At 67.8% G+C, this 24301-nt stretch carries 24 protein-coding genes, 1 tRNA gene and 1 other RNA gene; 9 read left to right on the plus strand and 17 right to left on the minus strand.

Translation table 11 applies throughout. From position 1 onward, the window contains the following. Positions 1-90: 90 nt before the first annotated feature. Positions 91-464: a transfer-messenger RNA gene (gene ssrA, locus ACFVHY_RS21525) on the plus strand. 55 nt (positions 465-519) lie between these two features. Here ssrA and ACFVHY_RS21530 read toward each other — a convergent pair. From ACFVHY_RS21530 to ACFVHY_RS21560, 7 genes are all read right to left on the minus strand, one after another. Beyond that, entirely contained in the window at positions 520-1398 is an 879-nt protein-coding gene (locus ACFVHY_RS21530) for a metal ABC transporter permease (protein WP_390275347.1), read from the minus strand. Continuing rightward, the gene (locus ACFVHY_RS21535; protein WP_390275348.1) at positions 1395-2198 is read right to left on the minus strand and encodes a metal ABC transporter ATP-binding protein; all 804 of its coding nucleotides are present in this window, start codon (positions 2196-2198) and stop codon (positions 1395-1397) included. Before ACFVHY_RS21535 ends, ACFVHY_RS21530 begins: the two co-directional genes overlap by 4 nt. Further along, positions 2195-3118, minus strand: coding sequence for a metal ABC transporter substrate-binding protein (locus tag ACFVHY_RS21540; RefSeq protein WP_390275350.1), 924 nt, complete (start codon positions 3116-3118; stop codon positions 2195-2197). The genes ACFVHY_RS21535 and ACFVHY_RS21540 overlap by 4 nt, the downstream gene beginning before the upstream one ends. 64 nt (positions 3119-3182) lie before the next feature. Then, complete coding sequence (locus tag ACFVHY_RS21545) at positions 3183-3824, minus strand: class I SAM-dependent DNA methyltransferase (RefSeq protein WP_390275351.1); 642 nt, start codon at positions 3822-3824, stop codon at positions 3183-3185. Beyond that, positions 3821-4957 (minus strand): ABC transporter permease, encoded by a 1137-nt coding sequence (locus ACFVHY_RS21550; protein ID WP_390275353.1) that lies wholly within the window; start codon positions 4955-4957, stop codon positions 3821-3823. The genes ACFVHY_RS21545 and ACFVHY_RS21550 overlap by 4 nt, the downstream gene beginning before the upstream one ends. Continuing rightward, entirely contained in the window at positions 4954-5793 is an 840-nt protein-coding gene (locus ACFVHY_RS21555; protein ID WP_390275355.1) for an ABC transporter ATP-binding protein, read from the minus strand. Before ACFVHY_RS21555 ends, ACFVHY_RS21550 begins: the two co-directional genes overlap by 4 nt. Positions 5794-5813: 20 nt before the next feature. After that, positions 5814-7049 carry a CaiB/BaiF CoA transferase family protein gene (locus ACFVHY_RS21560; protein ID WP_390275356.1) on the minus strand — a complete coding sequence of 412 codons (1236 nt, stop codon included), beginning with the start codon at positions 7047-7049 and terminating at the stop codon, positions 5814-5816. 188 nt (positions 7050-7237) lie between these two features. Between ACFVHY_RS21560 and ACFVHY_RS21565 the strand changes: the two genes are divergently transcribed. Then, positions 7238-9019, plus strand: coding sequence for a long-chain-acyl-CoA synthetase (locus tag ACFVHY_RS21565; RefSeq protein WP_288811784.1), 1782 nt, complete (start codon positions 7238-7240; stop codon positions 9017-9019). Positions 9020-9021: 2 nt separating this feature from the next. On the opposite strand, the gene ACFVHY_RS21570 is transcribed toward ACFVHY_RS21565, so the two are convergent. Next, entirely contained in the window at positions 9022-9780 is a 759-nt protein-coding gene (locus tag ACFVHY_RS21570; RefSeq protein ID WP_091344483.1) for a serine aminopeptidase domain-containing protein, read from the minus strand. Here ACFVHY_RS21570 and pgm point away from each other — a divergent pair. From pgm to ACFVHY_RS21590, 4 genes are all read left to right on the plus strand, one after another. Beyond that, positions 9779-11422 carry a phosphoglucomutase (alpha-D-glucose-1,6-bisphosphate-dependent) gene (pgm, locus tag ACFVHY_RS21575; protein WP_390275358.1) on the plus strand — a complete coding sequence of 548 codons (1644 nt, stop codon included), beginning with the start codon at positions 9779-9781 and terminating at the stop codon, positions 11420-11422. The two genes, ACFVHY_RS21570 and pgm, sit on opposite strands and share 2 nt — an antisense overlap. Before the next feature lie 92 nt (positions 11423-11514). Continuing rightward, positions 11515-12267, plus strand: a complete 753-nt coding sequence (locus tag ACFVHY_RS21580; protein WP_065631552.1) for a DsbA family protein — start codon at positions 11515-11517, stop codon at positions 12265-12267. Positions 12268-12380: 113 nt separating this feature from the next. Next, positions 12381-12453, plus strand: a tRNA-Ala gene (locus ACFVHY_RS21585). A gap of 190 nt (positions 12454-12643) precedes the next feature. Beyond that, complete coding sequence (locus tag ACFVHY_RS21590; protein WP_390275360.1) at positions 12644-13762, plus strand: class II histone deacetylase; 1119 nt, start codon at positions 12644-12646, stop codon at positions 13760-13762. Here ACFVHY_RS21590 and ACFVHY_RS21595 read toward each other — a convergent pair. The 5 genes from ACFVHY_RS21595 to ACFVHY_RS21615 form a co-directional block, all read right to left on the minus strand. Beyond that, positions 13755-14786, minus strand: coding sequence for a LuxR C-terminal-related transcriptional regulator (locus ACFVHY_RS21595; RefSeq protein WP_390275362.1), 1032 nt, complete (start codon positions 14784-14786; stop codon positions 13755-13757). The genes ACFVHY_RS21590 and ACFVHY_RS21595 overlap by 8 nt on opposite strands. Before the next feature lie 121 nt (positions 14787-14907). After that, a complete protein-coding gene (locus ACFVHY_RS21600; RefSeq protein WP_390275363.1) occupies positions 14908-15207 on the minus strand; it encodes a YciI family protein in 300 nt (99 codons plus the stop codon). A 17-nt stretch (positions 15208-15224) separates the two neighbouring features. Continuing rightward, positions 15225-15758 carry an SRPBCC domain-containing protein gene (locus tag ACFVHY_RS21605; protein WP_390275365.1) on the minus strand — a complete coding sequence of 178 codons (534 nt, stop codon included), beginning with the start codon at positions 15756-15758 and terminating at the stop codon, positions 15225-15227. After that, positions 15748-16101 carry an ArsR/SmtB family transcription factor gene (locus ACFVHY_RS21610; RefSeq protein WP_390275367.1) on the minus strand — a complete coding sequence of 118 codons (354 nt, stop codon included), beginning with the start codon at positions 16099-16101 and terminating at the stop codon, positions 15748-15750. The genes ACFVHY_RS21605 and ACFVHY_RS21610 overlap by 11 nt, the downstream gene beginning before the upstream one ends. Then, positions 16098-16454: a VOC family protein gene (locus tag ACFVHY_RS21615; protein ID WP_390275369.1), complete on the minus strand. Its 357-nt coding sequence runs from the start codon at positions 16452-16454 to the stop codon at positions 16098-16100. Before ACFVHY_RS21615 ends, ACFVHY_RS21610 begins: the two co-directional genes overlap by 4 nt. Positions 16455-16598: 144 nt before the next feature. On the opposite strand from ACFVHY_RS21615, the gene ACFVHY_RS21620 reads away from it, so the two are divergent. Further along, the gene (locus ACFVHY_RS21620) at positions 16599-18317 is read left to right on the plus strand and encodes a CocE/NonD family hydrolase (RefSeq protein ID WP_390275371.1); all 1719 of its coding nucleotides are present in this window, start codon (positions 16599-16601) and stop codon (positions 18315-18317) included. A gap of 22 nt (positions 18318-18339) precedes the next feature. Further along, positions 18340-19032 carry an alpha/beta fold hydrolase gene (locus ACFVHY_RS21625; RefSeq protein WP_390275372.1) on the plus strand — a complete coding sequence of 231 codons (693 nt, stop codon included), beginning with the start codon at positions 18340-18342 and terminating at the stop codon, positions 19030-19032. 27 nt (positions 19033-19059) lie between these two features. Here the strand turns inward: ACFVHY_RS21625 and ACFVHY_RS21630 are convergent, their stop codons facing one another. The 4 genes from ACFVHY_RS21630 to ACFVHY_RS21645 all read right to left on the minus strand — a co-directional run bounded on the left by ACFVHY_RS21630 (position 19060) and on the right by ACFVHY_RS21645 (position 22519). Further along, complete coding sequence (locus ACFVHY_RS21630) at positions 19060-20013, minus strand: hypothetical protein (RefSeq protein WP_390275373.1); 954 nt, start codon at positions 20011-20013, stop codon at positions 19060-19062. A 110-nt stretch (positions 20014-20123) separates the two neighbouring features. After that, entirely contained in the window at positions 20124-20501 is a 378-nt protein-coding gene (locus tag ACFVHY_RS21635; RefSeq protein WP_078113702.1) for a VOC family protein, read from the minus strand. 272 nt (positions 20502-20773) lie between these two features. Beyond that, positions 20774-21208, minus strand: a complete 435-nt coding sequence (locus tag ACFVHY_RS21640) for a DUF1801 domain-containing protein (RefSeq protein ID WP_390275374.1) — start codon at positions 21206-21208, stop codon at positions 20774-20776. A gap of 111 nt (positions 21209-21319) precedes the next feature. Further along, on the minus strand, positions 21320-22519 hold the full coding sequence (locus tag ACFVHY_RS21645; RefSeq protein WP_390275376.1) for an NAD(P)/FAD-dependent oxidoreductase: 1200 nt from the start codon (positions 22517-22519) through the stop codon (positions 21320-21322). 115 nt (positions 22520-22634) lie between these two features. Here ACFVHY_RS21645 and ACFVHY_RS21650 point away from each other — a divergent pair, with 115 nt between their 5' ends. Continuing rightward, complete coding sequence (locus ACFVHY_RS21650; protein WP_390275377.1) at positions 22635-24296, plus strand: ABC-F family ATP-binding cassette domain-containing protein; 1662 nt, start codon at positions 22635-22637, stop codon at positions 24294-24296. Positions 24297-24301 lie beyond the last annotated feature (5 nt).

The raw sequence follows: 24301 nt of genomic DNA on the forward strand, positions 1-24301 counted from the left end.
AACGAGAATCGACCGGTAATGGGAATGAACTCCGGGTGACGAGTTGTTAGACTGAAGTGCTCGCTGACTTCGGTCGGCGGCAACCTACTCGGGGCTGATCGGTTTCGACTTCGTGCGTCGAGATAGGGGAAGCGTGTCGGTGCAGGCTGGAGACCACCGTGAGCGTCGCAGCAACCAATTAAGCGCCGATTCCAATCAGCGCGACTACGCCCTCGCTGCCTGAGTAGCGCCGGCTAGTCTGTCGGCCCGGGTTATGCTCCCAGACCCGGTTGCCGGCATCATCCATGGGAGCTCACCGTCCTCGCCGGTCGCGGGTGAGGACGGAACATCAAACAGCGACTGGGATCGTCATCTCGGCTTGTTCGCGTGACCGGGAGATCCGAGTAGAGACATAGCGGACTGCACACGGAGAAGCCCTAACAACACGACGGAGGACCCGGGTTCAATTCCCGGCAGCTCCACGAGAAGGCGCCCCACCGGATTCGGTGGGGCGCCTTTTGTTTCGCGCCGGCCGGTTCGCTAACCGGTACCCAGCGCGTCGAGCGTCGCGCTCTCGCGATGTTTGCGTCGCTTGGTGACGACCCCGTGGGTCGGGCTGAACAGGTAAACACCGAAGAACGCGATGCCCTGGACGAGGACGACCATCCCGCCGGGGGAGGTGTCCTGGTAGTAGGAGACGTAGAGGCCGATGACTCCGCAGATCGCCGAGATGGCGGGCGCGATGACCAGCATCCGGCCGAAGCGATCGGTGAGCAGTCGGGCCGTCGCGCCGGGGATGATGAGCATCGCGACCACGAGCACGATGCCGACCACCTGCAGCGCGGTCACCGCGGTGAGGGCGAGCAGCGCGAGAAGGGCCGCGCCGAGCAGTTTCGGGCTGAGTCCGATCGCGAAAGCGTGCGTGCGGTCGAAGGCGTAGAGGGTGAAATCGCGTCTCTTGAGCAGCAGCAAGGTCGCCACGATCGCACCCAGGATCGCGATCTGCACGAGATCCGACGTCGAGACACCCAGGAGGTTGCCGAAGATGATGTGGTTCAGGTCGGTCTGGCTCGGCGTCACCGAGATCAGCACCAGGCCGAAGGCGAAAAGGGTGGTGAAGACGATGCCGATGGCGGCGTCCTCCTTGACCCGCCCGCCGTCGCGGACAGCGCCGATCAATGCCACCGCCAGGAAGCCGAAGATCACCGCGCCGATGGCGAACGGCACGCCGACGATGTAGGCGAGGACCACGCCGGGCAGCACCGCGTGCGAGACCGCGTCTCCCATCAACGACCAGCCGATCAGCACGAGCCAGCACGACAACAGCGCACACACGACCGAGGCGATCAGCGTCGCCCACAGGGCACGCGTCATGAACGCGTAGGCGAACGGGTCGAGAAGGATGTCGACGATGTTCACGAGACCTCCTCGTGGCGATCGGTGGCGAGGTCGGATTCGTTGCGGTCGACTACCGGCCGGGCGAGTGGATCGAGACCGAAGGCGCGAACGAGGTTGTCGGTGTTGATCACCTCGGCCGGCGCGCCCTGCGCGATCACGCGGCGCATCAGCAGGATCGCCTCGTCGGCCAGCTCGGGCAGCACCTGCAGGTCGTGCGTGGACACCAAGATCGTCGTCCCGGCACCGGCGAGTTCGCGTAGCAGTGCGGTGATGGTCCCCTCGGTGCGTTTGTCGACGCCGGCGAACGGTTCGTCGAGCAGCAGGATCTCGGCTTCCTGCGCGATGCCGCGGGCCACGAAGGCCCGCTTGCGCTGCCCGCCGGACAACTGGCCGATCTGGCGGTCGGCGAAGTCGGTGAGCTCGACGCGTGCGAGGGCTTCGTCGACGGCGTCGTGGTCGGCCCGCTTGGGGCGGCGCGTGAATCCGAGATGGCCGTAGCGACCCGTCATCACGACGTCACGGACCGAGACCGGGAAGCTCCAGTCGATGTCCTCGGACTGCGGCACGTAACCGAGCGCGCCGGCCCGACGCGCCGCGGTGGGCGTCCGGCCGCCCAATCGGACCTTGCCGGTGGTCGGCGTGACCGACCCGACGATCGTCTTGAACAGTGTCGACTTGCCCGATCCGTTCATGCCGACGAGGCCGCACACCTGGCCGGCAGGTACTCGTACCGACGCGTGGTCGAGGGCGAGGATGTCGCCGTACCGCACGGTCACGTCCGTCACCTCGATGGCGGAACCGGTTGTCGCTGAGGCGTTCACGTGTTGCTCCCGGTCAGGCCCGACACGATGGTCGCGACGTCGTGGCGGATGAGGTCGAGATAGGTGGGTACGGGGCCGTCGGCCTCGGAGAGCGAGTCGACGTACAGGGTGCCGCCGAACCGGGCGTCGGTCGCGTTGACGACCTGTCGCATCGGGGCGTCGGAGACCGTGGACTCGCAGAACACGCCGGGTACACGGTTCGCCCGGACGAAGTCGATCGTCTCGGCGACCTGCTGCGGCGTCGCCTGCTGCTCGGCGTTGACCGGCCAGATGTAGCGCTCGGTGAGTCCGGCGTCGCGGGCGAGATACGAGAAGGCACCTTCGCAGGTGACGAGGGCCCGCTCGTTGGCGGGTAGTCCGGCCAGCGATGAGGTGAGATCGGTCTGTACCTGCTGGAGCTGCCGCTTGTATGCGGCCGCGTTCGATTCGAAGGTGGCGGCACCGTCGGGATCGAGCTCGGTGAACGCGCGCACCATGTTGTCGACGTAGATCTGCACATTCACCGGACTCATCCACGCATGCGGATTCGGCTTGCCCGCATAGGCATCCGACGCGATGTCGATCGGTTCGACACCCTCGCTGACGACGACGTGCCGGACATCGAGGCCGTCGACGAACTGCGCGAACCAGGCTTCGAGGTTGAGGCCGTTGTCGAGGACCAGTGACGCGGTCGCGGCGCGACGGATGTCGCCGGGAGTCGGCTCGTAGCCGTGGATCTCGGCACCCGGCTTGGTGATCGACTCCACCTGCAGGCGGTCGCCGGCGACCTCCGAGGCGATGTCGGCGAGCACGGTGAACGTGGTGAGCACGACCTTCTCGTCGGGCAGCCGACTCGACAGTGTGCATCCCGCGAGGATCGTGCACACGGCAGCCACCAGTGCCCCGACGGTGACGAACCGGCGACGCACGAGCTTGGGCATGCCGACACTATAGTTTCGGTTCGCCGAACTTTCTAGTTCGGAGCTACGTGCCCCCGGAGCGGCGTCATCGGCGTATTGCGAGGAGATGGAACTCGGCGAATCGATGGGTGTGGTCGGCACGCTTGACGGTGCGCCACTCCTCGTCGAAACCGGCGTCGGCCAGGACCGCCGCCATCCGATCCGGGTGCCAACGCCAGGCGGGCGCCACCCGATGATCGAATTCGACGATCTCGTCCACGTCGGTGGTCTGTCCCGCGATCAGCACGACGCCGCCGCAGCTCATCCGAGCGGCCCAGCCGTCGAGAATGCCGGGAACGGATGCGGGTGCCACATGGATCAGGCTGAAGCGCGCCACGATTGCAGCGACGTCGATGTCGTCGAGCTCCGTCGAGGTCAAATGTGCGTCGTCGAGAACGAAGCGAGGGCCGGCATGCGACGATCTCGCGATCCGCAGCATCTCGGCGCTCGGATCGACGCCGATGACACCGAGACCGGCGGAGGCCAATGCCGCCGTCACACCGCCCGGTCCGCAACCCACGTCCAGCACGGTCCCGGGGATCTCGCTCCCGCGAACGTGGTCGACGAAGGACTCGATCACGCGGCGCTGCAGCGCGTTCGAGAACGGCGAGGGGAATGTCTCGGCGTACAGGTCGGCGAGGGCGTCGTAACCGGGCTGGTACCCGGCAGAGTCGTCGCCGGCACTCATGCGATCCGGACTCCACGCGGCAGCTTGCCCGCAGGGATCCGCAGACGACGTGCCGCGGCAACGTATCCGAGTCCGCCGAGCGCCAGATAGATCCCCAGGCCGACGTACCACGAGTGGCCCATCTCGGACGTCTCATGTGCTGCTTCACGGGCGCGATGGCCGGTGGGGTCGCTCCCGTCGCTGTAACCGTAGGAGATGTCGGCACATGTCCGCGGGCCGATGTACGGACCCGCCCGGACTGCCGACAGAGTCCGTGCGATCTCCTGGGCTGCCGTGCTGTCGGAGGTCCTCATCGGGTTCTGCGGCGGCGAGGAGACGGCGTCGGCCACGATGAAGAACGGGTTCGGTGCGAGGAGCCACCAGATGCGTTCGTGGTGGTAAAATTCCTCCCCTCGCGTGACCTCGCGACACGTCCACGTGGGCGTCGGGCTCGATGGATCGGTCACCGTCGTGTCGGTGCGGACCACCGAATGCGTCTGCGCGACGGTCGGATACAGCAGGCCGAACACCACCGGCAGGCCGAGCAGGAGGAAGAAGACGGCGGCTTGCGTCAGCACCGCGGACCCTGCCGGTCGCGCCGTCACCGCGGAGAACCCGAGTCCGATCCCCGCGTAGCACGCGAAGACGAGCGCAAGGACGACCGCGCCGACCACCCCGCGCCAGATCGGTTGCGGCGCTTCGACCAAGCCCCAGATCACATACGGTGCGGCGACGGCGACCAAGGCCATCCCCGCCACCCAACTGCCGATGAGCTTGCCGAGTGCGAGTTGCCAATTGCTGATCGCGGTGTCCTGCACCACGGCCAGGGTCGCGTCCTTGCGGTCACCGTTGATCGTGGTCGCTGCCAGGGTCGGGGCCACGATGATCCCCAGTAGCAACAGGAATCCGATCAGGAGCCCGTACAGATTCGACGCCCACCCGGCGTAGGTGCCGCCGAATGCTCCGACGGCCAGGTACATCGATCCGAAGACGGCGAGGGAGGTCACGACGAAGGCGACGACGAGCGTGGCCTTCCATCTTGTCGTCCGTAGCCGTTGGCGGAGTTCGAGTTCGACGATGACCCCGACCATCCGCCACCACGACGAGAATCCGGCCCGCGGCGAGACATCTGCTTCGTGCGTCTTGGTGGTCATCGGCGCTCCGGGTCGAGTGCGAGGTAGGCATCTTCGATGCCGGAGGACACGGGAGCGAATTCGCTGACCGCCGCACCGGAGGACACCACCTGCGCGAGGTGCCGCGCGGCAGCGGACTCGTCGTCGAAGCGAACTTCCCGCGCCTGCCCGGGCGGCTGGCCGACGAGCCGGATCCGCCACACCCCGCCGGCCGCACCCTGCGGTGTGCGGGTCCGGCCCTCGGTCATCAGCACGACGTCGTCGACCATCTCTTCCAGTTCGGAGAGGATGTGCGAGGACACCAGGATGGCGCACCCGTCGTCGGCGAGGCGGCGCAAGTGGCCGCGCAACTCCATCCGTGACCGCGGGTCCATTCCGGATGCCGGCTCGTCGAGCAGCAGAATCCGGGGCCGATGCACCAGGGCTCGGGCGAAGCCGAGGCGCTGTTTCTGGCCGCGCGACAACTCGTGCGCCGGCCGGGTCGCGAAGTCGGTCAGATGGACCGCCTCGAGCAGTTGAGCGGCGCGTTGCCGGGCCTGGGTGGTGGGCATTCCGTAGAGCTTGGCGAACGTCGTCAGGATCTCGTGCGCCGTGAGGCTCTCCCAGGTGCCGAAGATGTCCGGCATCCACCCCGTCAGTGGACGCATGTCCGCCGGCTTCACCGGCGCGTCGTCGACCAGGATCGCGCCGGTGTCGGGGGCGAGTAGGCCCGCGAGAAGCAGGAGCAGGGTGGTCTTGCCCGCCCCGTTGGGGCCGACGAGCCCGGTGATCCTGCCGGATCTGAGTTCGAGGCTCGCATCGGCGACGGCGGTGTGCCGGCCGAAGGTGCGCGAGAGCCCGGTCGCGACCAGTGACATGGCTCGACCGTAGCCGAGTGTCAGATGACCCCGGCCGTCCGCAACGCCGCGATCTCGTCTTCGGGCAGCCCGAGCAATCCGCCGTAGACGGCCTCGTTGTCGCAACCGGGGGCGGGGGGACCGGCGTTGCGGATGCCACCTGGGGTGTCGCTGAACTGTGGCACGACGCCGGGACCGAGGACGGTGCGCTGCGCGCGTTCGTCGTAGTGTTCGGCGATCATCCCCCGTGCCTGTAGATGCGGGTCGGCGACCACCTCGGCGACCGAGTTCACCGGTCCGACAACGACTCCCGCGGCACCGAGTACTTCGGTCAGCTTCTCCGGTGTGTACTGCCGCGACCATTCGCCGATCAATTCGTCGAGCTCGTCCTGGTTGCGTCCGCGCGCGGCGTGATCGACGAAGCGGTCGTCGGTCGCGAGCTCGGGTTGTCCCATCGCCGCGCACAGCCGGGCGAACACCGAATCCTGGTTGGCGGCGATGATGACGTGCGTGCCCGCACTGGTCGGGTAGAGGTTCGACGGTGCGATGCCGTCGAGCCGAGTGCCCGACGGGCCGCGGACGACGCCACCTGCGTCGTAGTCCGCGATGGCCGATTCCTGCACGGCGACACACGATTCGATGAGGGAGGTGTCGACGACCTGCCCCTCGCCGGTCACCGAACGCCGGTACAGTGCCGCGAGGGCGCCCTGCGCGGCGAACATGCCGGCCAGGGTGTCGCCGAGTGACAGCGCCAGCCGGGGCGGGAGCTGTCCGGGGTAGCCGTTGAGATACCGCAGACCGCTGGCAGCCTCGGCGACGGAGGCGTACCCGGCTCGTGTCGAATCCGGGCCGGTCTGGCCGTAGCCCGAGACGCGCACCACGACGATGCCCGGGTTGCGTGCGGACAGAATGTCCGGGCCGATACCGAGCCGCTCGAGCGTCCCGGGACGGAAGTTCTCGACGATGATGTCGGCCCGTTCGACGAGATCGAGGAACAGCTCGCGCCCTCGGTCCGCCCGCAGATCGAGGGTCACCGCCTTCTTGTTGCGGCCGTGCACCGTCCAATAGAAGCGGTGACCGTCGACCTCCGCCTGTCCCCAGGTGCGGATCGGATCGGGCTTGCCGGGCGGTTCGATCTTGATAACGTCCGCGCCCATGTCACCCAACAGCCGTGCCGCGTGTGGTCCGGCGATGAGCGTGCCCAGTTCGAGGACGGTGACGCCGTCGAGCGGGCCGGTGGGACGGTCGCTCGTCGATCGCGGCGAGGTGTCGGTCATCCAGACAGTGTGGCCGGTGACCCGGCGCGAGCCAAGGGTCGACCCCGGGTGGCCGGCGGATCGCGGTGCGGTCTGGCCCGCTGGCTCGACGCACTCGGAACGCTTGAAACAAAACACCCCCAACGTGTCAATGGGGACGAGCTGTCGCTAGGGTGTGTGTCGTCGAACACACCGAAGGGCTGGGGAACATGGTTGATCACGCGTCGGGCACGGGACTGCTGCCGGACATCCGGCTGGCCGACATGGTGTCGGGAGTCGCGTCGTTGCGTCGTGACGCCGGCACGATTCTGCGGACCCTACCAGCGATGCTGCCCACACCGCCGACCACGAAGATGTCCATCGGCAAGCGGTTCCAGCAGAGTGCGCAGAAGTACCCCGACCGGGACTTCCTCCGGTTCGAGGGTGCGTCGATCACCTACCGCGAGGCCAATGCTCGGGCCAACCGGCTCGCGGATTTCCTCACCCGCGAGGGCGTCGGGCGCGGTGACGTGGTCGCGGTGCTCTCGCGTAATCACCCCGATGTCGTCATCGCGATGTTCGCGATCGTCAAGATCGGGGCGATCTGCGGAATGCTCAACTTCAACCAGCGTGGCGCGGTGCTGGAACACAGTCTCGGACTCATCGAGCCGAAAGTGGTTCTCTATCAGCACGATCTGCTGGAGGCGCTGGAATCGGTGCCGGCCGGATGCCGGCCGGAGAAGGAGTTCACCTTCGCCGAACTCGCCACACTGACCGCGCGCTGCTCACCGCTCGACCGGCCGGTCACCGACTCGATCGAGGTCGGGTCGACCGCGATCTACATCTTCACCTCGGGCACAACGGGTTACCCGAAGGCGAGCAAGATGAGTCATTACCGCTGGCTGGTGGCGATGAACGGCATCGGCGGGCTGGGAATCCGTCTGCGCGGCGACGACGTCATGTACACGGCGTTGCCCTTCTACCACAACAACGCTCTCACGATCTCGGTCTCGTCGGTCCTCGCGTCGGGCGCCTGCCTGGCCATCGGCAAGCAGTTCTCGGCGTCGAAGTTCATCGACGAGATCATCGAGAACAACGCCACCGCGTTCGCCTACATCGGTGAGCTGTGCCGCTATCTGCTCGCGCAGCCGCCGAAGCCGACCGATCGCGCGCACCGCCTCCGGCTGGCCGTCGGCAACGGTCTGCGCCCGGACATCTGGGATGCCTTCACCGAGCGGTTCGGTATCGACCGCGTCGTCGAGTTGTATGCGGCGAGCGAGGCGAACATCGGTTTCATCAACGTCTTCGGCTTGTCCAAGACGGCCGGGTTCTCGCCGTTGCCGTACACGATCGTCGAATACGACGAGGAGACCGGCGAGCCGCTGCGCGGTCCCGACGGGCGGGTGCGGCCGGTCGGGAAGGGTGGTACCGGATTGCTTCTCGCGCAGATCAATTCACGGGTACCGTTCGACGGTTACACCGACCCGGCCGCGACCGAACGAAAGATCGTCCGCGACGCGAAGCGCAAGGGCGACAGGTGGTTCAACAGCGGCGACGTCGTCCGCGATCAGGGCTTCTCGCACATCGGCTTCGTCGACCGCATCGGTGACACCTTCCGCTGGAAGGGTGAGAACGTGGCCACCACCGAGGTCGAGGCGGTGCTCGACGCGCACCCCGCCGTCGAGGAGGCGGTCGTGTTCGGTGTGCCCGTTCCGGGGGTCGACGGCAAGGCCGGCATGGCGGCGGTGAGCCTGCGAGACGGCGAGACCTTCGACGCCGACGGTCTCGCCCGGCACGTTCGCGACGGTCTGCCCGCGTACGCCGTGCCATTGTTCGTCCGGATCGTCGAGGCGCTGGAACACACCTCGACGTTCAAGAACATGCGCACCGAACTCCGCAAACAGGCTTACGGGCAGACCGGCGACGATCCGCTCTACGTGCTCGTCGGGGAGAAATACGTCGAGTTCTATCCGGAGTTCGTCGAGGAGTTGGCCGGCCGGCCGACGCGCTGAGGTCAGGCGCCGCGCAGCGCGGACAGGCGCTCGCCGACGAAGTCGAGCGCGCTGCGCTGCCAGAGCCCGATGTGATCGAGCATGGCGTGACCGCCGCCGGGGACCGGGATGAACTCGGCGTCGACGCCCAGCGCCGAGAGCTCGGCGATGCCCTTGCGGGTCCGCTTCGCGAGCGTGCGGGTGTCGGCGTCGCCGTGCACCGCGACGACCCGCGCGCCGGGCTGGATGTGTCGCCAGTCGGCGAACTGCCACCACGGCGCCAGGCCGAGGACGCCGATGACCCGGCGGTCGGCGGCGAGATGGGCGGCCACGCGTCCGCCCATCGAGTGTCCGATCGCGACCACCGGCACGCCCGGGTGCCGTCGGCAGATCTCGTCGAGTGCCGCACGGGCGGGGAGCAGAGGTGAGTTGTCGTCGCCGTTCCAGCCGTACACGCGGTAGCCGACCTGGTGGACGCGCACCGACCGGCCGAATCGCAGTCGCAGCGACCAGGTGAACGGGTACATGCGCAGGGCGGACGGCTGCCAGGGGCTGAACGGTTTGTGGCTGTTGTCCGTGCCGCCCGGCAGGACGAGCACGAGCAGGCCGGGGGATCGGCGTCCGGGGGACAGCAGTCCCGACAATCCGGCGATCAGCATGTGTGCAGGCCCCTTCGATGCGACGTCGACGATCGTCTCACCGTAGCGATTCGGTCTCCGGGTCCGGACGGATCGGTTCGTCGACCGGGCGAACGGCGTGTGGAGTGGCACAATCGCGGTCATGGCACATCCTCGCGCTGGTACCTTGGCCCTGCCCGAAGACCTCGTCGACGTGGACGCCCTGGTGCGTGCCTATTACGACAACACACCCGACCCGTCGGACCCGTTGCAGCAGGTCGTGTTCGGGACGTCGGGGCATCGCGGATCGAGCTTCGACAACGCGTTCAACGAGGCCCACATCCTCGCGACGACGCAGGCGATCGTCGACTACCGCCGCTCGGCCGGGATCTCCGGTCCGCTGTTCATCGGGTTCGACACCCACGCTCTCTCGGTCCCCGCCTGGCGCACCGCACTCGAAGTGCTCGCGGCCAACGAGATCACCGTCTACACCGCCGAGAGCGACTCGTTCACACCCACGCCGGCGGTCAGCCGCGCCATCCTCATGTTCAACCAGGACAACCCGGGGGTGCTGTCCGACGGCATCGTCGTGACGCCGTCACACAATCCGCCGCGGGACGGCGGATTCAAGTACAACCCGCCGACCGGCGGTCCCGCGGACACCTCGATCACCTCGGTCGTCGCGGCGCGGGCGAACGAACTGCTCGAGCAGAGGCTCGACGGTGTCGCGCGCATCCCGTTCGAACGCGCGCGCGGCAGCGAGTTCGTGCACGACTACTCGTTCCTCCTCAACTACATCGACGGACTCGGCGATGTGGTCGACATGCGGGCGATCCGCGACGCCGGCATCCACATCGGCGCCGACCCGCTCGGCGGCGCGTCCGTCGGCTACTGGGCGCTGCTGGGCCTGCGATACAACCTCGAGCACCTGACGGTCGTGAATCCGACGGTGGACCCGACGTTCTCGTTCATGACGCTCGACACCGACGGCAAGATCCGGATGGACTGTTCGTCGGCCAACGCGATGGCCTCGCTCATCTCCTCCCGTGATTCCTACGACATCGCGACCGGCAACGACGCCGACTCGGACCGGCACGGCATCGTCACGCCCGACGCCGGTCTGATGAACCCCAACCACTACCTGGCCGTCGCGATCGACTACCTGTTCACGCACCGGCCGCAGTGGTCGGAGTCGGCGGCGGTCGGCAAGACGCTCGTGTCGTCGTCGCTGATCGACCGGGTGGTGGCCGGGATCGGACGACCGCTGCTCGAGGTTCCCGTCGGCTTCAAGTGGTTTGTCGACGGCCTGCTGAACGGTCGCGTCGCCTTCGGTGGTGAGGAGAGCGCCGGGGCGTCGTTCCTGACCTTCGACGGCAGCCCGTGGTCGACCGACAAGGACGGCATCATCATGGCGCTGCTGGCGTCGGAGATCCTCGCGGTGACGGGCAAGTCGCCGTCGCAGCGCTACGCCGAACTCGCCGAGGAGTACGGGACGACGGCGTACGCGCGGATCGACGCGCCGGCCAGCCGGGAGCAGAAGGCGGTGCTGTCGAAGTTGTCACCGGAGCAGGTGACGGCCACGGAACTGGCGGGCGAACCCATCTCGGCGATCATGACGACCGCACCGGGCAACGGCGCACCGATCGGCGGCCTGAAGGTCACGACGGAGAACGCCTGGTTCGCGGCTCGCCCCTCGGGGACCGAGGACGTCTACAAGATCTACGCCGAATCCTTCAAGGGCGCAGACCATCTCGCGCAGGTGCAGAGCGAGGCGCAGCAGGTCGTCGACGCGGCGCTGGGGGCTTGAGCGAGTAGCGGGCCGGCGGTGGCGGTCACCGCCCCGTTCCGGCCGGACGTTCCCTCAGACAATTTTCAGCGCGACGCCGTTATTGTCGGAATGTGAGCAAGAAGCGCAAGCCGGGAGCATCGGTGCCCCGCACCACCAACTCGAAGTATCAGCCGAGCGCGCCGTCGAACACGATGACCTACGTGCTCGGCGGCATCGCGGTCCTGGTGATCGCGGGCCTCGTGATCGGCGGGATCTGGTGGAGCGGACGCGATCAGGGTGACACCGATCAAGCCGCGCTGGCGTCGAGTTCGACGATGATCGTCGGTCCCGAGACCGCTCCGCTCATCGACGTCTTCGAAGACCCGATGTGTCCGGTGTGCAAGGTGTTCGAGCAGCAGTCCGGACCGGCCATCACCAAGGCCGTCACCGAGGGCAAACTCCGCGTGCGCTACCACACACTGCACTTCCTGAACTCGCGGTCGGCGACCGGTGACTACAGCTCGCGGGCTGCCGGTGCGCTGACCTGCGTGGCCGACGAGCAGAACACCGATCTGTTCCTGCGGTTCCACAGCGCGCTGTTCGCCGCCCAGCCGCCCGAGGACGGCACCGGCAACATCACCAGCCCCGAGCTCGCGCGTCTCGCCACCGAGCAGGGCGCGACGCCGGCCACCGCCACGTGCATCACCGACAACGCGAAGGTCGCCCAGGCCGAGGAGAACGCGCAGAAGTCGACCGACGAACTGTCGAAGGCGACCGGCGGCCAGGTCGGCACCCCGACCGTGCTGCATGACGGCGAGCCCGTCAACGGCGTCCTCGAGGGCACCGGTTGGCTCGACAGCATCTTGGGTGGCGGCAACTCCTGAGTCGCGGACGCCGACTCGACACCATTCGGGTCGGCGTCCTGGCGATTTGGCTGGTATCGCCGAGATGGTGTAACTTCGCCAGTGCCCTTGAACAGGGCGGAACAACAAAATACGGGGCTATGGCGCAGCTGGTAGCGCACCACACTGGCAGTGTGGGGGTCAGGGGTTCGAGTCCCCTTAGCTCCACCGAACGAAGCCCGTTCCGACGTCTGTCGGGACGGGCTTTTCTCATGAATCCACGACGCCAGACCGGTTGTCGACAGTGCCGCCGCCGATCTCGGCTCATCCGCTCTCGGTATTTGTACCGATGACAGCTGTCACCGCTCCGCCGATGCTGTGTCCACCGACACACGGGTTCGGACGGAAGGAACAAATCGTGGCAACGACCACCGGATACATCTGGAACACGCTCTACGGCTGGGCAGACACAGGCAGCGGCGGCATCTTCCCGCCCAGCGTCGACGCACTGACGCAGCCGATCGCCCATCATGTCGCACACCCCGACACCAAGCGACGGCTTCACGAGCTGATCAGTGCCTCCGGATTGATCGACTCGCTGCGGCAACTCGAGCCGGGGCCCGCGACCCGCGAGGACATCCTCCGCGTCCACGACGACGCTCACTTTGAGCGCATCGTGAGCGAGAGCGCCCTCCCCAAGGGCGGCGACGCCGGCGACGGGGTGTCGCCGTTCGGCAACGGGGGCCATCACATCGCGCTGCTCGCGGCCGGTGGTGCGATCGAAGCTGTTCGTGCGGTCGTCGACGGCACGTTGAGAAACGCGTACGCACTCATCAATCCGCCGGGACACCACGCCGAGCGCGCCACCGGCCGCGGGTTCTGCATCTTCAACAACGGCGCGATCGCGGCGGCCCATGCGCTGGAGACGCTCGGGCTGCAACGGGTGGCGATCGTGGACTGGGATGTCCACCACGGGAACGGCGCCCAGGACATCTTCCGGGAGTCCTCGAAGGTGCTGAACATCTCGGTACACCAGGACCGCTGTTTCCCATCCGACTCGGGATTCCGGGATGAGCGGGGTTCCGGCGACGGGTTCGGTTACACCCTCAACGTCCCGCTGCCGCCCGGTGGGGGCAGCGGCGCATACGAGTACGCCTTCGACGCCGTGGTGCTGCCCGCGTTGCGCGCATACCGGCCCGAACTGATCATCGTGGCGAGCGGATTCGACGCATCGATGATGGACCCGCTGGCGCGGATGATGCTGCGCGCCGACGGATTCCGCTCGCTGGCCCGCAAGATCATCGACGTGGCCGATGAGGTGGCCGACGGGAAACTCGTCTGTCTTCAAGAGGGCGGTTACAGCCCGTATTACGTTCCCTTCTGCGGGCTGGCAGTGGTTGAGGAGCTCGCCGGCGTCTCGACCGGTACAGCCGATGCTTTCGCGCCGATCCTGGGTCCCATGGGCGGCGATGACCTGCTCGCCCACGAGCGCGAGGCGGTCGACGCCGCGAAAGAGCTGCTCGCGGATATCACCTAGGGAACGAGTCCCGGTAGATCCGCGCCAGTTCGGCGACGGGGGCTGTCGCGGGACCGGGGATGACCGTGGCGGTCGCTGTCGCCCTGGCGGCCGCCTCGGTTCGTCGGTCCACCCCGAGCTTGCGTCGGATGTTCACCATGTGCGTGTGCACCGTCCGCGGACTGAGATCCAAGCCTGCGGCGATCGCGGCGTCGGTGCGTCCCACCACCAGTCCGCTGAGCACCCGCACCTCCTGTCGACTCAGATCCCACACCTGTTCGGCGGTCACCGGCCGGGCGGTCACCCTGAGGTCGCCGAAGTCGCCCAGGCGCGAGAGCGTCACCCGGTACCGAGTTCCCTGATGCCACCACAGGTGTCGGAGTTCATCGACCCCGCAGGCGGCGAAGTCGTCCACCACATGTTCGAAAGCGGCTTCGGCGACGAACGGAACGTCTATCGGACCCGCCGACCGGGTCCGAGCGCCCCGGCGCAGGTAGACGGTGGACGGGGACGGTGCGTCCGAGTCCGTCGGATCGGCCGATGGTGCTCGCTGAATGTTCTCCGACCCCTGGTCCGGTCGCAGGACCAGCGCCAGCAAGCCCGACAGGTCGCGGGCCAGCGCGCGCTGCGGCGCCGCGAATGCGTCGGGGCGTCGGGCGGAGAAATGTGCGAGACCCACGTAATCGCCACCGTCGAACAACTCGACCGTCATCCCGTCGGCGAAACCCTCGGCCCGCAGGTACTGCTCGAACAGCACGGTACGGGTGAACTCTTCGCGGACCCTTCCGCCGACGTCGCTGATCGAGAGAGGCAGGCCGTCTGCGGGATTGAGGCGGTTGGTGAAGCCGACCTCGTAATCACGAGGGAACAGGTGCTGCAAGGCCCAGGCCGAGCCTGCGGAGTACCCGACCCGGGACACGATCCGAGACCGTGCGCCCGCCGGCTGGTGGATGAGAAGCGCGGCGTCGAAGTGCACATGGCCTTGGAGCAGCCGCACTGCCCGCGTCAACTGCCCCCGCGTCAGATCGGTTGTCGGGTTGCCCATTTCGCCAGTGTAATGACGTGGCGCAGGTGCCGCGGGAAGTCGGTGACATCAGGTCGGCGCGCTTCCCGGCAAGGTACCGAGGGGGCTGTGGTCGACAGTGCTGCTGCGACGCTCTCGCCGGTCAGTCGCGTCCGATACCGACGGGCATGGGGAGTATCTCGACGCGGGCGAGACCCGAGGTGACGGCCGGGTCGGCAGCACTGATCGCCCGGACCTCGTCCTCGGAGTCGGCGCGCACCACGCCCAGGCCCCAGTTCCCGGACGGGTCGACGACGGGACCGAAGACCACCGCGGTGCCGTCGGCGAGCAGCCCCGACCAGTACGCGCCGTGCCGGCCCATGATGGCGGCCTCGTCGTCGGACATGTCGCCGGGACCGAAGGTGGGACGCGGCGGGACGAGTTTGTACACGAAGTGGGTCATGTTCTGACGCTCTCTCTTCAGGGGTGGGTCGATTCGATGACGTCGACGCAGGCCGCCAGGGCGGCGGCCCAGCCGCCGGAATACGCGCCGGAGCTGTAACCGCCTGGCGCGGCGCAGTCTTCGCGAAGCTGTTCCTCGCTCAGATGCTCCCAGCCGCGGTGTTCCACGGACACCCGCGTGAGAGCCGGACCGAGTGAGGTGAAGGCCAGCTCGACCTCGGTCGGCTCGGGAGTGTTCAGCCACGACATGACGAACCGACTCGGGGGTTCCCACACCGCCAATCGACCCCATTCGGCGGTCGTGCCGTCGTCCCAGGTCTCATAGACCCGGCCGCCGCTGAACTCGTCGATGGTCACCGTCCGTGCCCGGTCCCCGCCGATCGACATCGGCTGCAGCGGCCACCAGACCCCGATGGTCCGGACAAAGGTGGTGAAGACGTGGTCGAGATCGCTACGGACGGTGGTGGATTGACGTATCGGCGGCCGTCGGAGCGGGAGAACGGCACCGCCATCGCGACTTCCAGCGTCGGCGACCTTGCGTTCACCCGGCACGGTTCACCTCGGCGGCGTCGGTCAGTCCGCGTTCGGCCTCGACCAGTTGCCGCGCGACGTCGAGAGATGATGCCCACATGTCGTCGAGCAGGTCGCGTAGTCGGTCGATGCCCTCGGGTCGGGCGCGGTAGATGCGTCGGGTCCCCTCGCGGCGCTCGGCCAGCAACCCGGCGTCTTTCAGCACGGTGATGTGCTGGGAGATCGCGGTGCGGCTGACGTCGAACCGGGCGGCGATGTCGCCCGCGGACAGCTCCTCGCCGGACACGAGTTCGAGGATGGCGCGGCGGCGGGGCTCCGCCATCGCGCGCAGGGCCTCGTCGACGCCTGGGGACTTGTCGGTCACGCCCAGAGTCCGATCGAGTTGCCGTCGGGGTCGGCGAACATGGCGAATCTGCCGTACCCATCCGGGAGGTCCGTGGGCGGTACGAGTTCCTTGCCGCCGAGTGCCTCGGCCCGGTCGAGGGACGCCTGCAGATCGTCGACGCGCATGTAGACACTCACCCCGCCGGTCCCGCCGGGTTCGGACACGGCGCCGATGCCGCCGGAGACGGCGCCGTCACCTGCGCCGGTGTCGACGAGCGAGTATTCCGGGCCGGAACTGTCGTCGATGGTCCAGCCGAACAGATCGCGATAGAACGCGGTGAGACGGGTGGGGTCATGCGAGGTGATCTCGAAGAATGCGACTGGTGCTCCCATGAGGACTCCTTGTGCCGGTATATGTCGGTAATTGCTAACGTTAGCGATCGCTGACGGAACACGCAAGGGTGTGGAGAGCCATGACCGGTCTCGGCCTGTGCCCTAGAGTCCAGCCATGGGTGTCGCACTGTCGTCGGAGGTCGTATGAGCGATTCGGTGAGCCACGACCGGCCGTGGCGGCGCCCGGGTGCTCTCCGCTACGGCCTGCGGCGGGTGCGGAACGCCGTACGTCCGCCGGTGACCATCTACCCGGCACCCGACGACATGATCAAGGACGCCGACGTCCCGGTGGTGATGCGCGACGGGGTCACCCTGCGGGTCAACGTGTATCGGCCGGCGGGGGATGGTCCGTTTCCGGTCCTGCTCTCGGCGCACCCCTACGGCAAGGACGCGCTGCCGGTCCGGACGCGGTTCGGGTGGAAGATCAACTTCCAGTACCGGATCATGAATCAACCTGCGCCGTATCGCTTTTCGAGTGAGACGAGCTGGGAGGCGCCCGACCCTGCGGTCTGGACCTCGCGCGGCTACGTCGTCATCAACGCCGACCTGCGCGGCGCGGGGACCTCGGAAGGAACCGGATCGCTGCTCTCCGACGCCGAGGCCCTCGATGTCCACGACCTGATCGAGTGGGCCGGCCGGCAGTCCTGGTCGACCGGCGCGGTCGGCATGCTGGGCGTGTCGTATCTCGCACTCTCGCAGTACAAGGCGGCAGCACTTCACCCGCCCCACCTCGCGGCGATCTGTCCGTGGGAGGGGTTCACCGACCTCTACCGCGACTTCATGAAGCCTGGCGGAGTCGACGAGAGAGGGTTCTCCCGCATCTGGGCTCTCGTCACCCGGAAGGCTGCCCGGTTGTCGGAGGACATCGGTGCCGAACGCCGCCGCCACCCCCTGCGAGATGACTGGTGGCAGAGCAAGACACCGGATCTTGCGGCCATCGAGGTGCCGATGATGGTGTGCGCCAGTTTCTCCGACAGCAATCTGCACAGCGCGGGTTCGATGCGTGCGTTCGAGCGGGCCGGGTCGGCTCACAAGTACCTGTACACCCACCGCGGACCGAAGTGGGCGACGTTCTACAGCGACGTTGCGGTGGCGGCGCAGCACGCGTTCTTCGAGCGACACCTGCGCGGGGACACGACCAGGATCCTGCCACGGGTCCGCCTCGAAGTCCGGGGGTCGCGGACCGAGGTCACCGATGTACGCGAGGAACATGAGTGGCCGCCGGCCGCGGCCACGTGGACCGAACTGCGAGTGGCCGACGGTGACCGTCTGACCCGGGACACCGGGGGAGGCGTGGCGAGTGGTTCGTCGGTTCTCGACCTGCGCGGGGCCGGGCTGGCCTACGACCTTGCCATCGATTCTCATCTCGAACTCTCCGGACCGATGAGTGCTCGACTATGGGTCAGCCTGCCGCGCGGTGGGGATGCGACGTTGTTCGTGGCAGTGGAGAAATGGGCCGGAACGCGGTGGGTCCCGTTCGAGGGTTCGTACGGATACGGCCGGGACCGCATCGTGACGGGTAGGCAGAAGCTCTCCCTGCGAGCACTGGACCGCGATGCATCGTCGGTGGCCCGGCCGGTGCACAGCTTCGACCGCGTTCAGTTGCTGGAGCCCGGCCAGATCGTGGAGATCGAGGTCGGACTCGGTTCGTCGGCAACATCTTTCATGCCCGGCGATCGCCTGCGGCTGGTGCTCGCGGGACGGAACATCGACCGGGGCAACCCGTTGACCGGACATTTCCCCGCCCGCTATCAGACCGGTCCCCGCGGAACGTGTCGGATTCATCGGGGCGGAGATCATCCCTCGATGCTGACGGTGCCGCTGATCGAGGCGACGAATCCGGCGGCCGGTCTGAATCCGTGACGACAGCTGAGGAGAGTGCGTGGTGACGACCGAACCCCCGACCTGGCTGCTACTGCCGGGAACCCCGCTGTCGCCGGCGGTATGGGACGGCGTGCGTGCCGAGCTGTCCGAGTACGGACACGTGATCACGCCTGCTATCAGCCCGCCGCCGGGTTATGCGGATGACGACCTACCCGCGCGGCTCGCGGCCGGGGTCGCGGAATCGGTTGCGTCCGAGGCGCCCTGGCATGTGGTGGGACATTCCTTCGGCGGACAGGTGGCCCTGGAACTCGCGATCCGGCACCCCGAGCTCGCCTCCCGCTTGACGCTGCTGTGCACCCGAGACACGCCCTTCCCGACATTCGACGCTGCGGCAGCCGCCGTCGAGGCCGGCACCGTCGATGTCGACGGCACACTCGGACGCTGGTTCAGCGCAGACGAATTGCGCAACGATGGACCGGTCGTCCGCTACGCTCGCGAAGCCGTGGCCGCCGCGGACCACGCGTCCTGGGCGTCGGCGCTGCGCGCGATCGCCCACTTCGACTGTTCGCAACGCACCGCGTCGATCTCGTGCCCGGTGACCGTGGTCGCGGCCGAACACGACACGGTGTCCGACGTCGCCTCGATGGAAGCCATGCATCAGCGGATACCGGGATCGGACTTCATCGTCCGCGCCGGGGCCTGGCATATGAGCATCTTCGACGACCCGGCCGCTGTTGCGCGGATGCTCATCTGACGACCGACGGGCGCCGACCTTCGGGCCTCAGGTCGCGTCGGCGATGATCTGCCGCTGGGCCGTGAACATCTCGGCCAGATTGTTGCTGACCGTGGTGTCCATCGCGGGCGGTGCGTCGTCAACCGTGTTGTGCGTGACCGTGAACGACACGCCCCGCTCCTCGCCGACCACGATGATTCCCGCGAGGTGGAGCTCAAGCGCGCGGACCTCGTACTCGCCGGTCATCCGGACCGCTTTGTACTCGCTGTCGATCGGCAGCTCGACCTTCTCGAGTGTGAGGGCGACCGGGATGTCGCCTTCGTCGAGTGTCAGCGTGAAAGAGGAGCACGCGGAGACGATCTCGTCGAAGTCGTCGTAACCGTTGTCGGCCGGTTTGGTCACGTCGGCACTGTAGTTGTCGAGGCCGAAGAGTATCTCGCTGGAGGACGAGGTCTCGGTGAGCTCGCGCTCGGCCCGTTCGTTGGCGGTCTGTTGAGACTTCACCAGCGTCGCACACTTCTCGTTGTCCACGGTGCTGCCGCCGTCGTCGTCGCCGGTACTGCCCGTCTCCGTGCTGAATTCGCCCGTGATGTCCGGGAACTGGTCTTCGGGCAGCACCAGTTGGAGGGCCGAGGCGGTCGGGATCGACGGTTCGTCGTCGCCACCACCGCGCAGGGTCAACGCCAGCACCACCGCCACCACGACGATCAGTACGAGGACCAGTCCGCCGCCGCCGATGAACCACCACTTCTTGCTCCCGCTCTTGGCCGGCGGGGGCGGTTGCTGACCGAACGGCTGGCCATACGGCTGTTGGCCGTACGGCTGCCCGCCGTAGGGCTGCTGGCCGTACGGCTGCCCACCGTACGGACCCGGGTTCGGCGGCTGGCCGGGAGCCGGCTGCGGCCCGCCGGGTTGGTGACCGCCAGAAGGCGGCCAGCCGGGTTGCTGCGGCCCCTGTGGACCCATGGCGGTCGGCTGGTTGGGGTCGTAGGGACTGCCCACGGTCGGCTCCTCCTGGTCGGTGACCTCGGGAGATTACCGCGCTTCAATGGGGGGCATCGCCGGGTTTCATGCGACCGAATGAGCGACGTCCGGCGGACGGGTCCCGACGTTCACAGGAGCGCGGGCGGTGGGTATTTCGGTTCGTACAGCGTGATCTCCCCGGCGCCGGGGACCTTGACCCGGACAGTCACGCCCCAGCCCTCATCGGTCGGGGTGCCCGCGAACTCGGCGCCCCGGCCGGCGAGTTCGCGCATGGTGGAGTCGAGATCGTCGCACATGAACGACACGTCGAACTTCTGATCGGTGCGCCCGGCGCTTCCCTCGTGCTCCCAGGCATTCGGGTGCGCTCCGAGTTCGCTGGGACCGGTCTGGAAGATCAGCCAACCGCCGCCCGTGTCGACGTGTGGGAAGCGCAACACGTCGCGGAAGAATGCGCGGGCGGCGTCCGGGTCGTCGCAGTAGATCAGTGTGTGCACCGCGGTGATCATGGCGCCCAGGGTAGTCGGGCCGCGGAGCCGAACCGGCGTTGTTCGCAGAAGCCGGAACCGGCCCCCAGCGCAGAATTTCCGTCCCCGTGAGCCGGCGCGAAGGGCAATATGCCCTTCAAACCTGCTGAGGGGGACGCAAATTCGTTGTAAAAGACGATCCCTCGCCGGTTACTGACCCTTCGTGGCTCGTCGCTTGCGCTCCTCGCACCTCAGGGAGCAGGGCTGGGACCTGCGGTTTTACAGTTCTTTCGGATTAGGGTGCAAGGGGAAGGTCAGCTCACCGCCTTCGCGACCAGCGTCGCAATGGTCTTCTCGGCCTCGGTGTCCAGAGTCCTGACCGCGAACGACGTCGGCCAGAATCCGCCGTCGTCGAGGCTGGCGTTCTGGGTGAACCCGAAGGTGGAGTATCGCTCCTTGTCGTCGTGCCCGCTGCGGAAGAAACACACGACCTTGCCCTTCAGCGCGTAGGCCGGTTGTCCGTACCAGAGCTTCGGCGCGAGGTCCGGCGCGGTCGTGGTGACGATCGCGTGGATGCGTTCGGCCAGCGCGCGATCGGCCGGGTCCATGCTCTCGAGCTTCGCGAGCAGATCCAGTTCCTCGGCCGCCTTCTTGTTCCCCCGCCCGCGGGACTTCTCCTTCTCGAGTTCAGCGGCGCGCTCCTTCATCGCGGCCCGTTCCTGATCGGAGAATCCTCCAGAGCTGCCCATTCGCGTTCCCTTCGTGGTCGATGGCCTCGGGGCCGAGGCAGCTCTCACGGTAGTGCGCGGCGGGTCAAGGGGCTTCTCGATTCCGAACCGGTCAGAGGTCTCGACGCGGACTCACACCCGCCCTCGTAGGATCGCGTTCCAGTACAGGCGCGGGAGGGCATATCGGTCGAAGGCCCACGCACTCCGTCGCGGTTTGAGCGGGTCGATGACCGACGGCAACGACGACGTGACGGTCCCGTCGCGGTCGAACTCGGCGGCGATCAGATGATGTGCGTCCGTCGCGATCGGAGCGACGGTGTACCCGTCGTAGGCGGTGAGCTCCTCACCGGCCCGCGCGGCCGCGATGTTGTCTGCGAGCACCGAGATCTGCCGGCGCAGCCCGCCGCCCGACGGGTCGGTCGCGATCGCGGCGCCGTCACCGGCTCCCCAGATGGACGGATGGGTGCGGTGACGCAGCGTGCGGGGGTCGATGTCGACGAGCCCGCGGTCGCGGGCGCCGGCCAGCCCCGAGTCGGTCACCAGGTCGGCGCCTCGGAAGGGCGGGACGAGGTGCAGCATGTCGTAGTACACGTCCTGGGTGTCCGAGCCGGTGACCACGGTGACCCGGCGATCGACCGGATGTAGTCGTACGGAACTGTCGAGCAGCACGCGGACGCCGAGTTCGTCGAGGCACTCCGAGAGGCGTGCGTCGAGGGCCTCGACGCCGAGCAGATGGGGCCGGTCGACGGTCAAGGTGATGTCGAGCGACTCGAGGATGCCTCGACGCCGCCAGTGGGCGGCGGCCAGGAAGAGTGGTTTGAGTGTGGTCCCGGTGCAGCTGACCGGCGGACGCGGGACGGTGAACACCGCCCGTCCACCCCGTGGCATCGAGGTGACGAGATCCCAGGTCTGTTCGGCCCGGTCGAGATAATTGCTGGCCACCGCCGGTTCGGCGATCGCGAGTTCGATCCCCGGCATCGCGTCGTGATCCGGTACGAGTCCGACCGCCAGGATGAGGTCCCGATAGCCGACGTCGGCGCCCGACGCGCAGCGGATCGTCCGCTTTCCCGCGTCGACGACGACGGCGGTGTCGCGCAACCACGTCACCCCGTCCGGCGTCACCGATCGCTGCGTGCGCTCGGCGTCCTGCAGTGTCGCCTGACCTCCGCCGACGTAGGAGAGCAGGGGGCGGTAGGTGTGGACGGCCTGCGGTTCGATCACCGCGACATCGGTGACGCCCAGGCGCAGTAGTCGCGCCGCCGCGCTGAGGCCGGCGTTTCCGCCGCCGACGATGACGACGTCGAAGTGTCGGGTCTCGCGAGATGAGGTCATGCGGGTCAATACCCGGCCGGGCGGTCGGGAAAACCGGGGGAGCCGGCTGTGCCGGGTGCCGGGGCCGCCTCGGCCGGGTCCTCGTGGTCCGGGCGCTGGGTGCGACCATGGACCGATGACCGCCACGCTCGTCGCCAAGGACGTCGCCGGGGGATATGCCCACCGCGTCCTCTTCGACCACCTCGATCTCACGGTGGCACCCGGCGACGTGATCGGCGTGGTCGGTGCCAACGGCGCCGGGAAGACCACGCTGCTGCGGGTACTCGCCGGTGATCTCGCGCCCCTGGAGGGGACGGTGACCCGTGCACCGTCCGACGCTTTCGTCGGATGGTTGCCGCAGGAGCACGAACGGGTTCCCGGTGAGGTGGTGCGTGCGTACGTCGCCCGCCGGACGGGGTGCGCGGCGGCGACGGCGGCGATGGACGCGGCGGCGGACGCGTTGGCCGACCCCGACGCCGCGGCGCCGGGAGATCCGGCCGAGACGTATGCGGCCGCGCTCGACCACTGGTTGGCCACCGGGGCGGCCGATCTCGACGAGCGGTTGCCCGCGGTCCTCGCCGACCTCGGGCTCGGCGACGGCGTCATCGACCCGGACGCCACCCTGATGGCGGATCTGTCTGGCGGCCAGGCCGCCCGGGTCGGGCTCGCCGCGCTGCTGTGCTCGCGGTTCGACATCGTGCTCCTCGACGAACCGACCAACGACCTCGATCTCGACGGTCTCGCGCGCCTGGAGGAGGTCGTGGCCGGCATGCGGGGCGGCGTCGTCCTGGTCAGTCACGATCGAGAGTTCCTCGCGCGCAGCGTCACCCGGGTGCTCGAACTCGACCTCGCGCAGCACACCAACACCGTGTACGGCGGCGGCTACGAGAGCTACCTCGAGGAGCGTGCCGTCGCCCGCCGTCACCGTCGCGAGGAGTACGAGGAGTTCGCGGCCAAGAAGGCCGACCTCGTCGCACGCGCTCGGACCCAGCGTGAGTGGTCGAGTCAGGGTGTCCGCAGTGCCATCCGGAAAGCGCCGGACAACGACAAGATTCGACGTCGCGCCGCCACCGAGTCCAGTGAGAAGCAGGCGCAGAAGGTCCGGCAGATGGAGAGCCGGATCGCTCGGCTCGACGAGGTCGCCGAACCGCGCAAGGAATGGGTTCTCGAGTTCACCATCGGGTCCGCGCCGCGCTCCAGCTCGGTGGTCGCCACCCTCAATGAAGCGGTTGTGCGACAGGGGGATTTCGTGCTGGGCCCGTTGTCGTTACAGGTGAACGCCGGCGAACGCATCGGCATCACGGGCCACAACGGTGCCGGCAAGACGACGCTGCTGCGGCTACTGCTCGGTCGCGTCGAACCCGACGAGGGGACCGCGCGACTCGGTGCCAACGTCGCGATCGGCGAGATCGACCAGGCGCGTGGCCTGTTCACCGGTCCCCGGCCGCTGGCCGAACGGTTCGAAGCGCTGGTCCCCGAATACTCCACCGCGGACGTGCGGACGTTGCTCGCCAAGTTCGGCCTGCGGGCCGATCACGTGGACCGGCCGGTCGGAGAGCTGTCGCCCGGCGAACGCACGCGGGCCGGACTCGCCCTGCTGCAGGCGCGGGGCACCAATGTCCTCGTCCTCGACGAGCCGACCAACCACCTCGACCTGCCGGCCATCGAGCAACTCGAGTCCGCCCTCGATTCCTACGACGGCGCAGTGCTTCTCGTGACCCACGATCGGCGCATGCTGCAGAACGTGCGCGTCGACCGGCACTGGGACGTCGACGGCGGCCGGGTCGGCGAGCGCTGAGTTCT

The organism is Gordonia sp. NPDC127522 (assembly GCF_042672305.1).
GTDB classification, from domain to species: domain Bacteria; phylum Actinomycetota; class Actinomycetes; order Mycobacteriales; family Mycobacteriaceae; genus Gordonia; species Gordonia hongkongensis.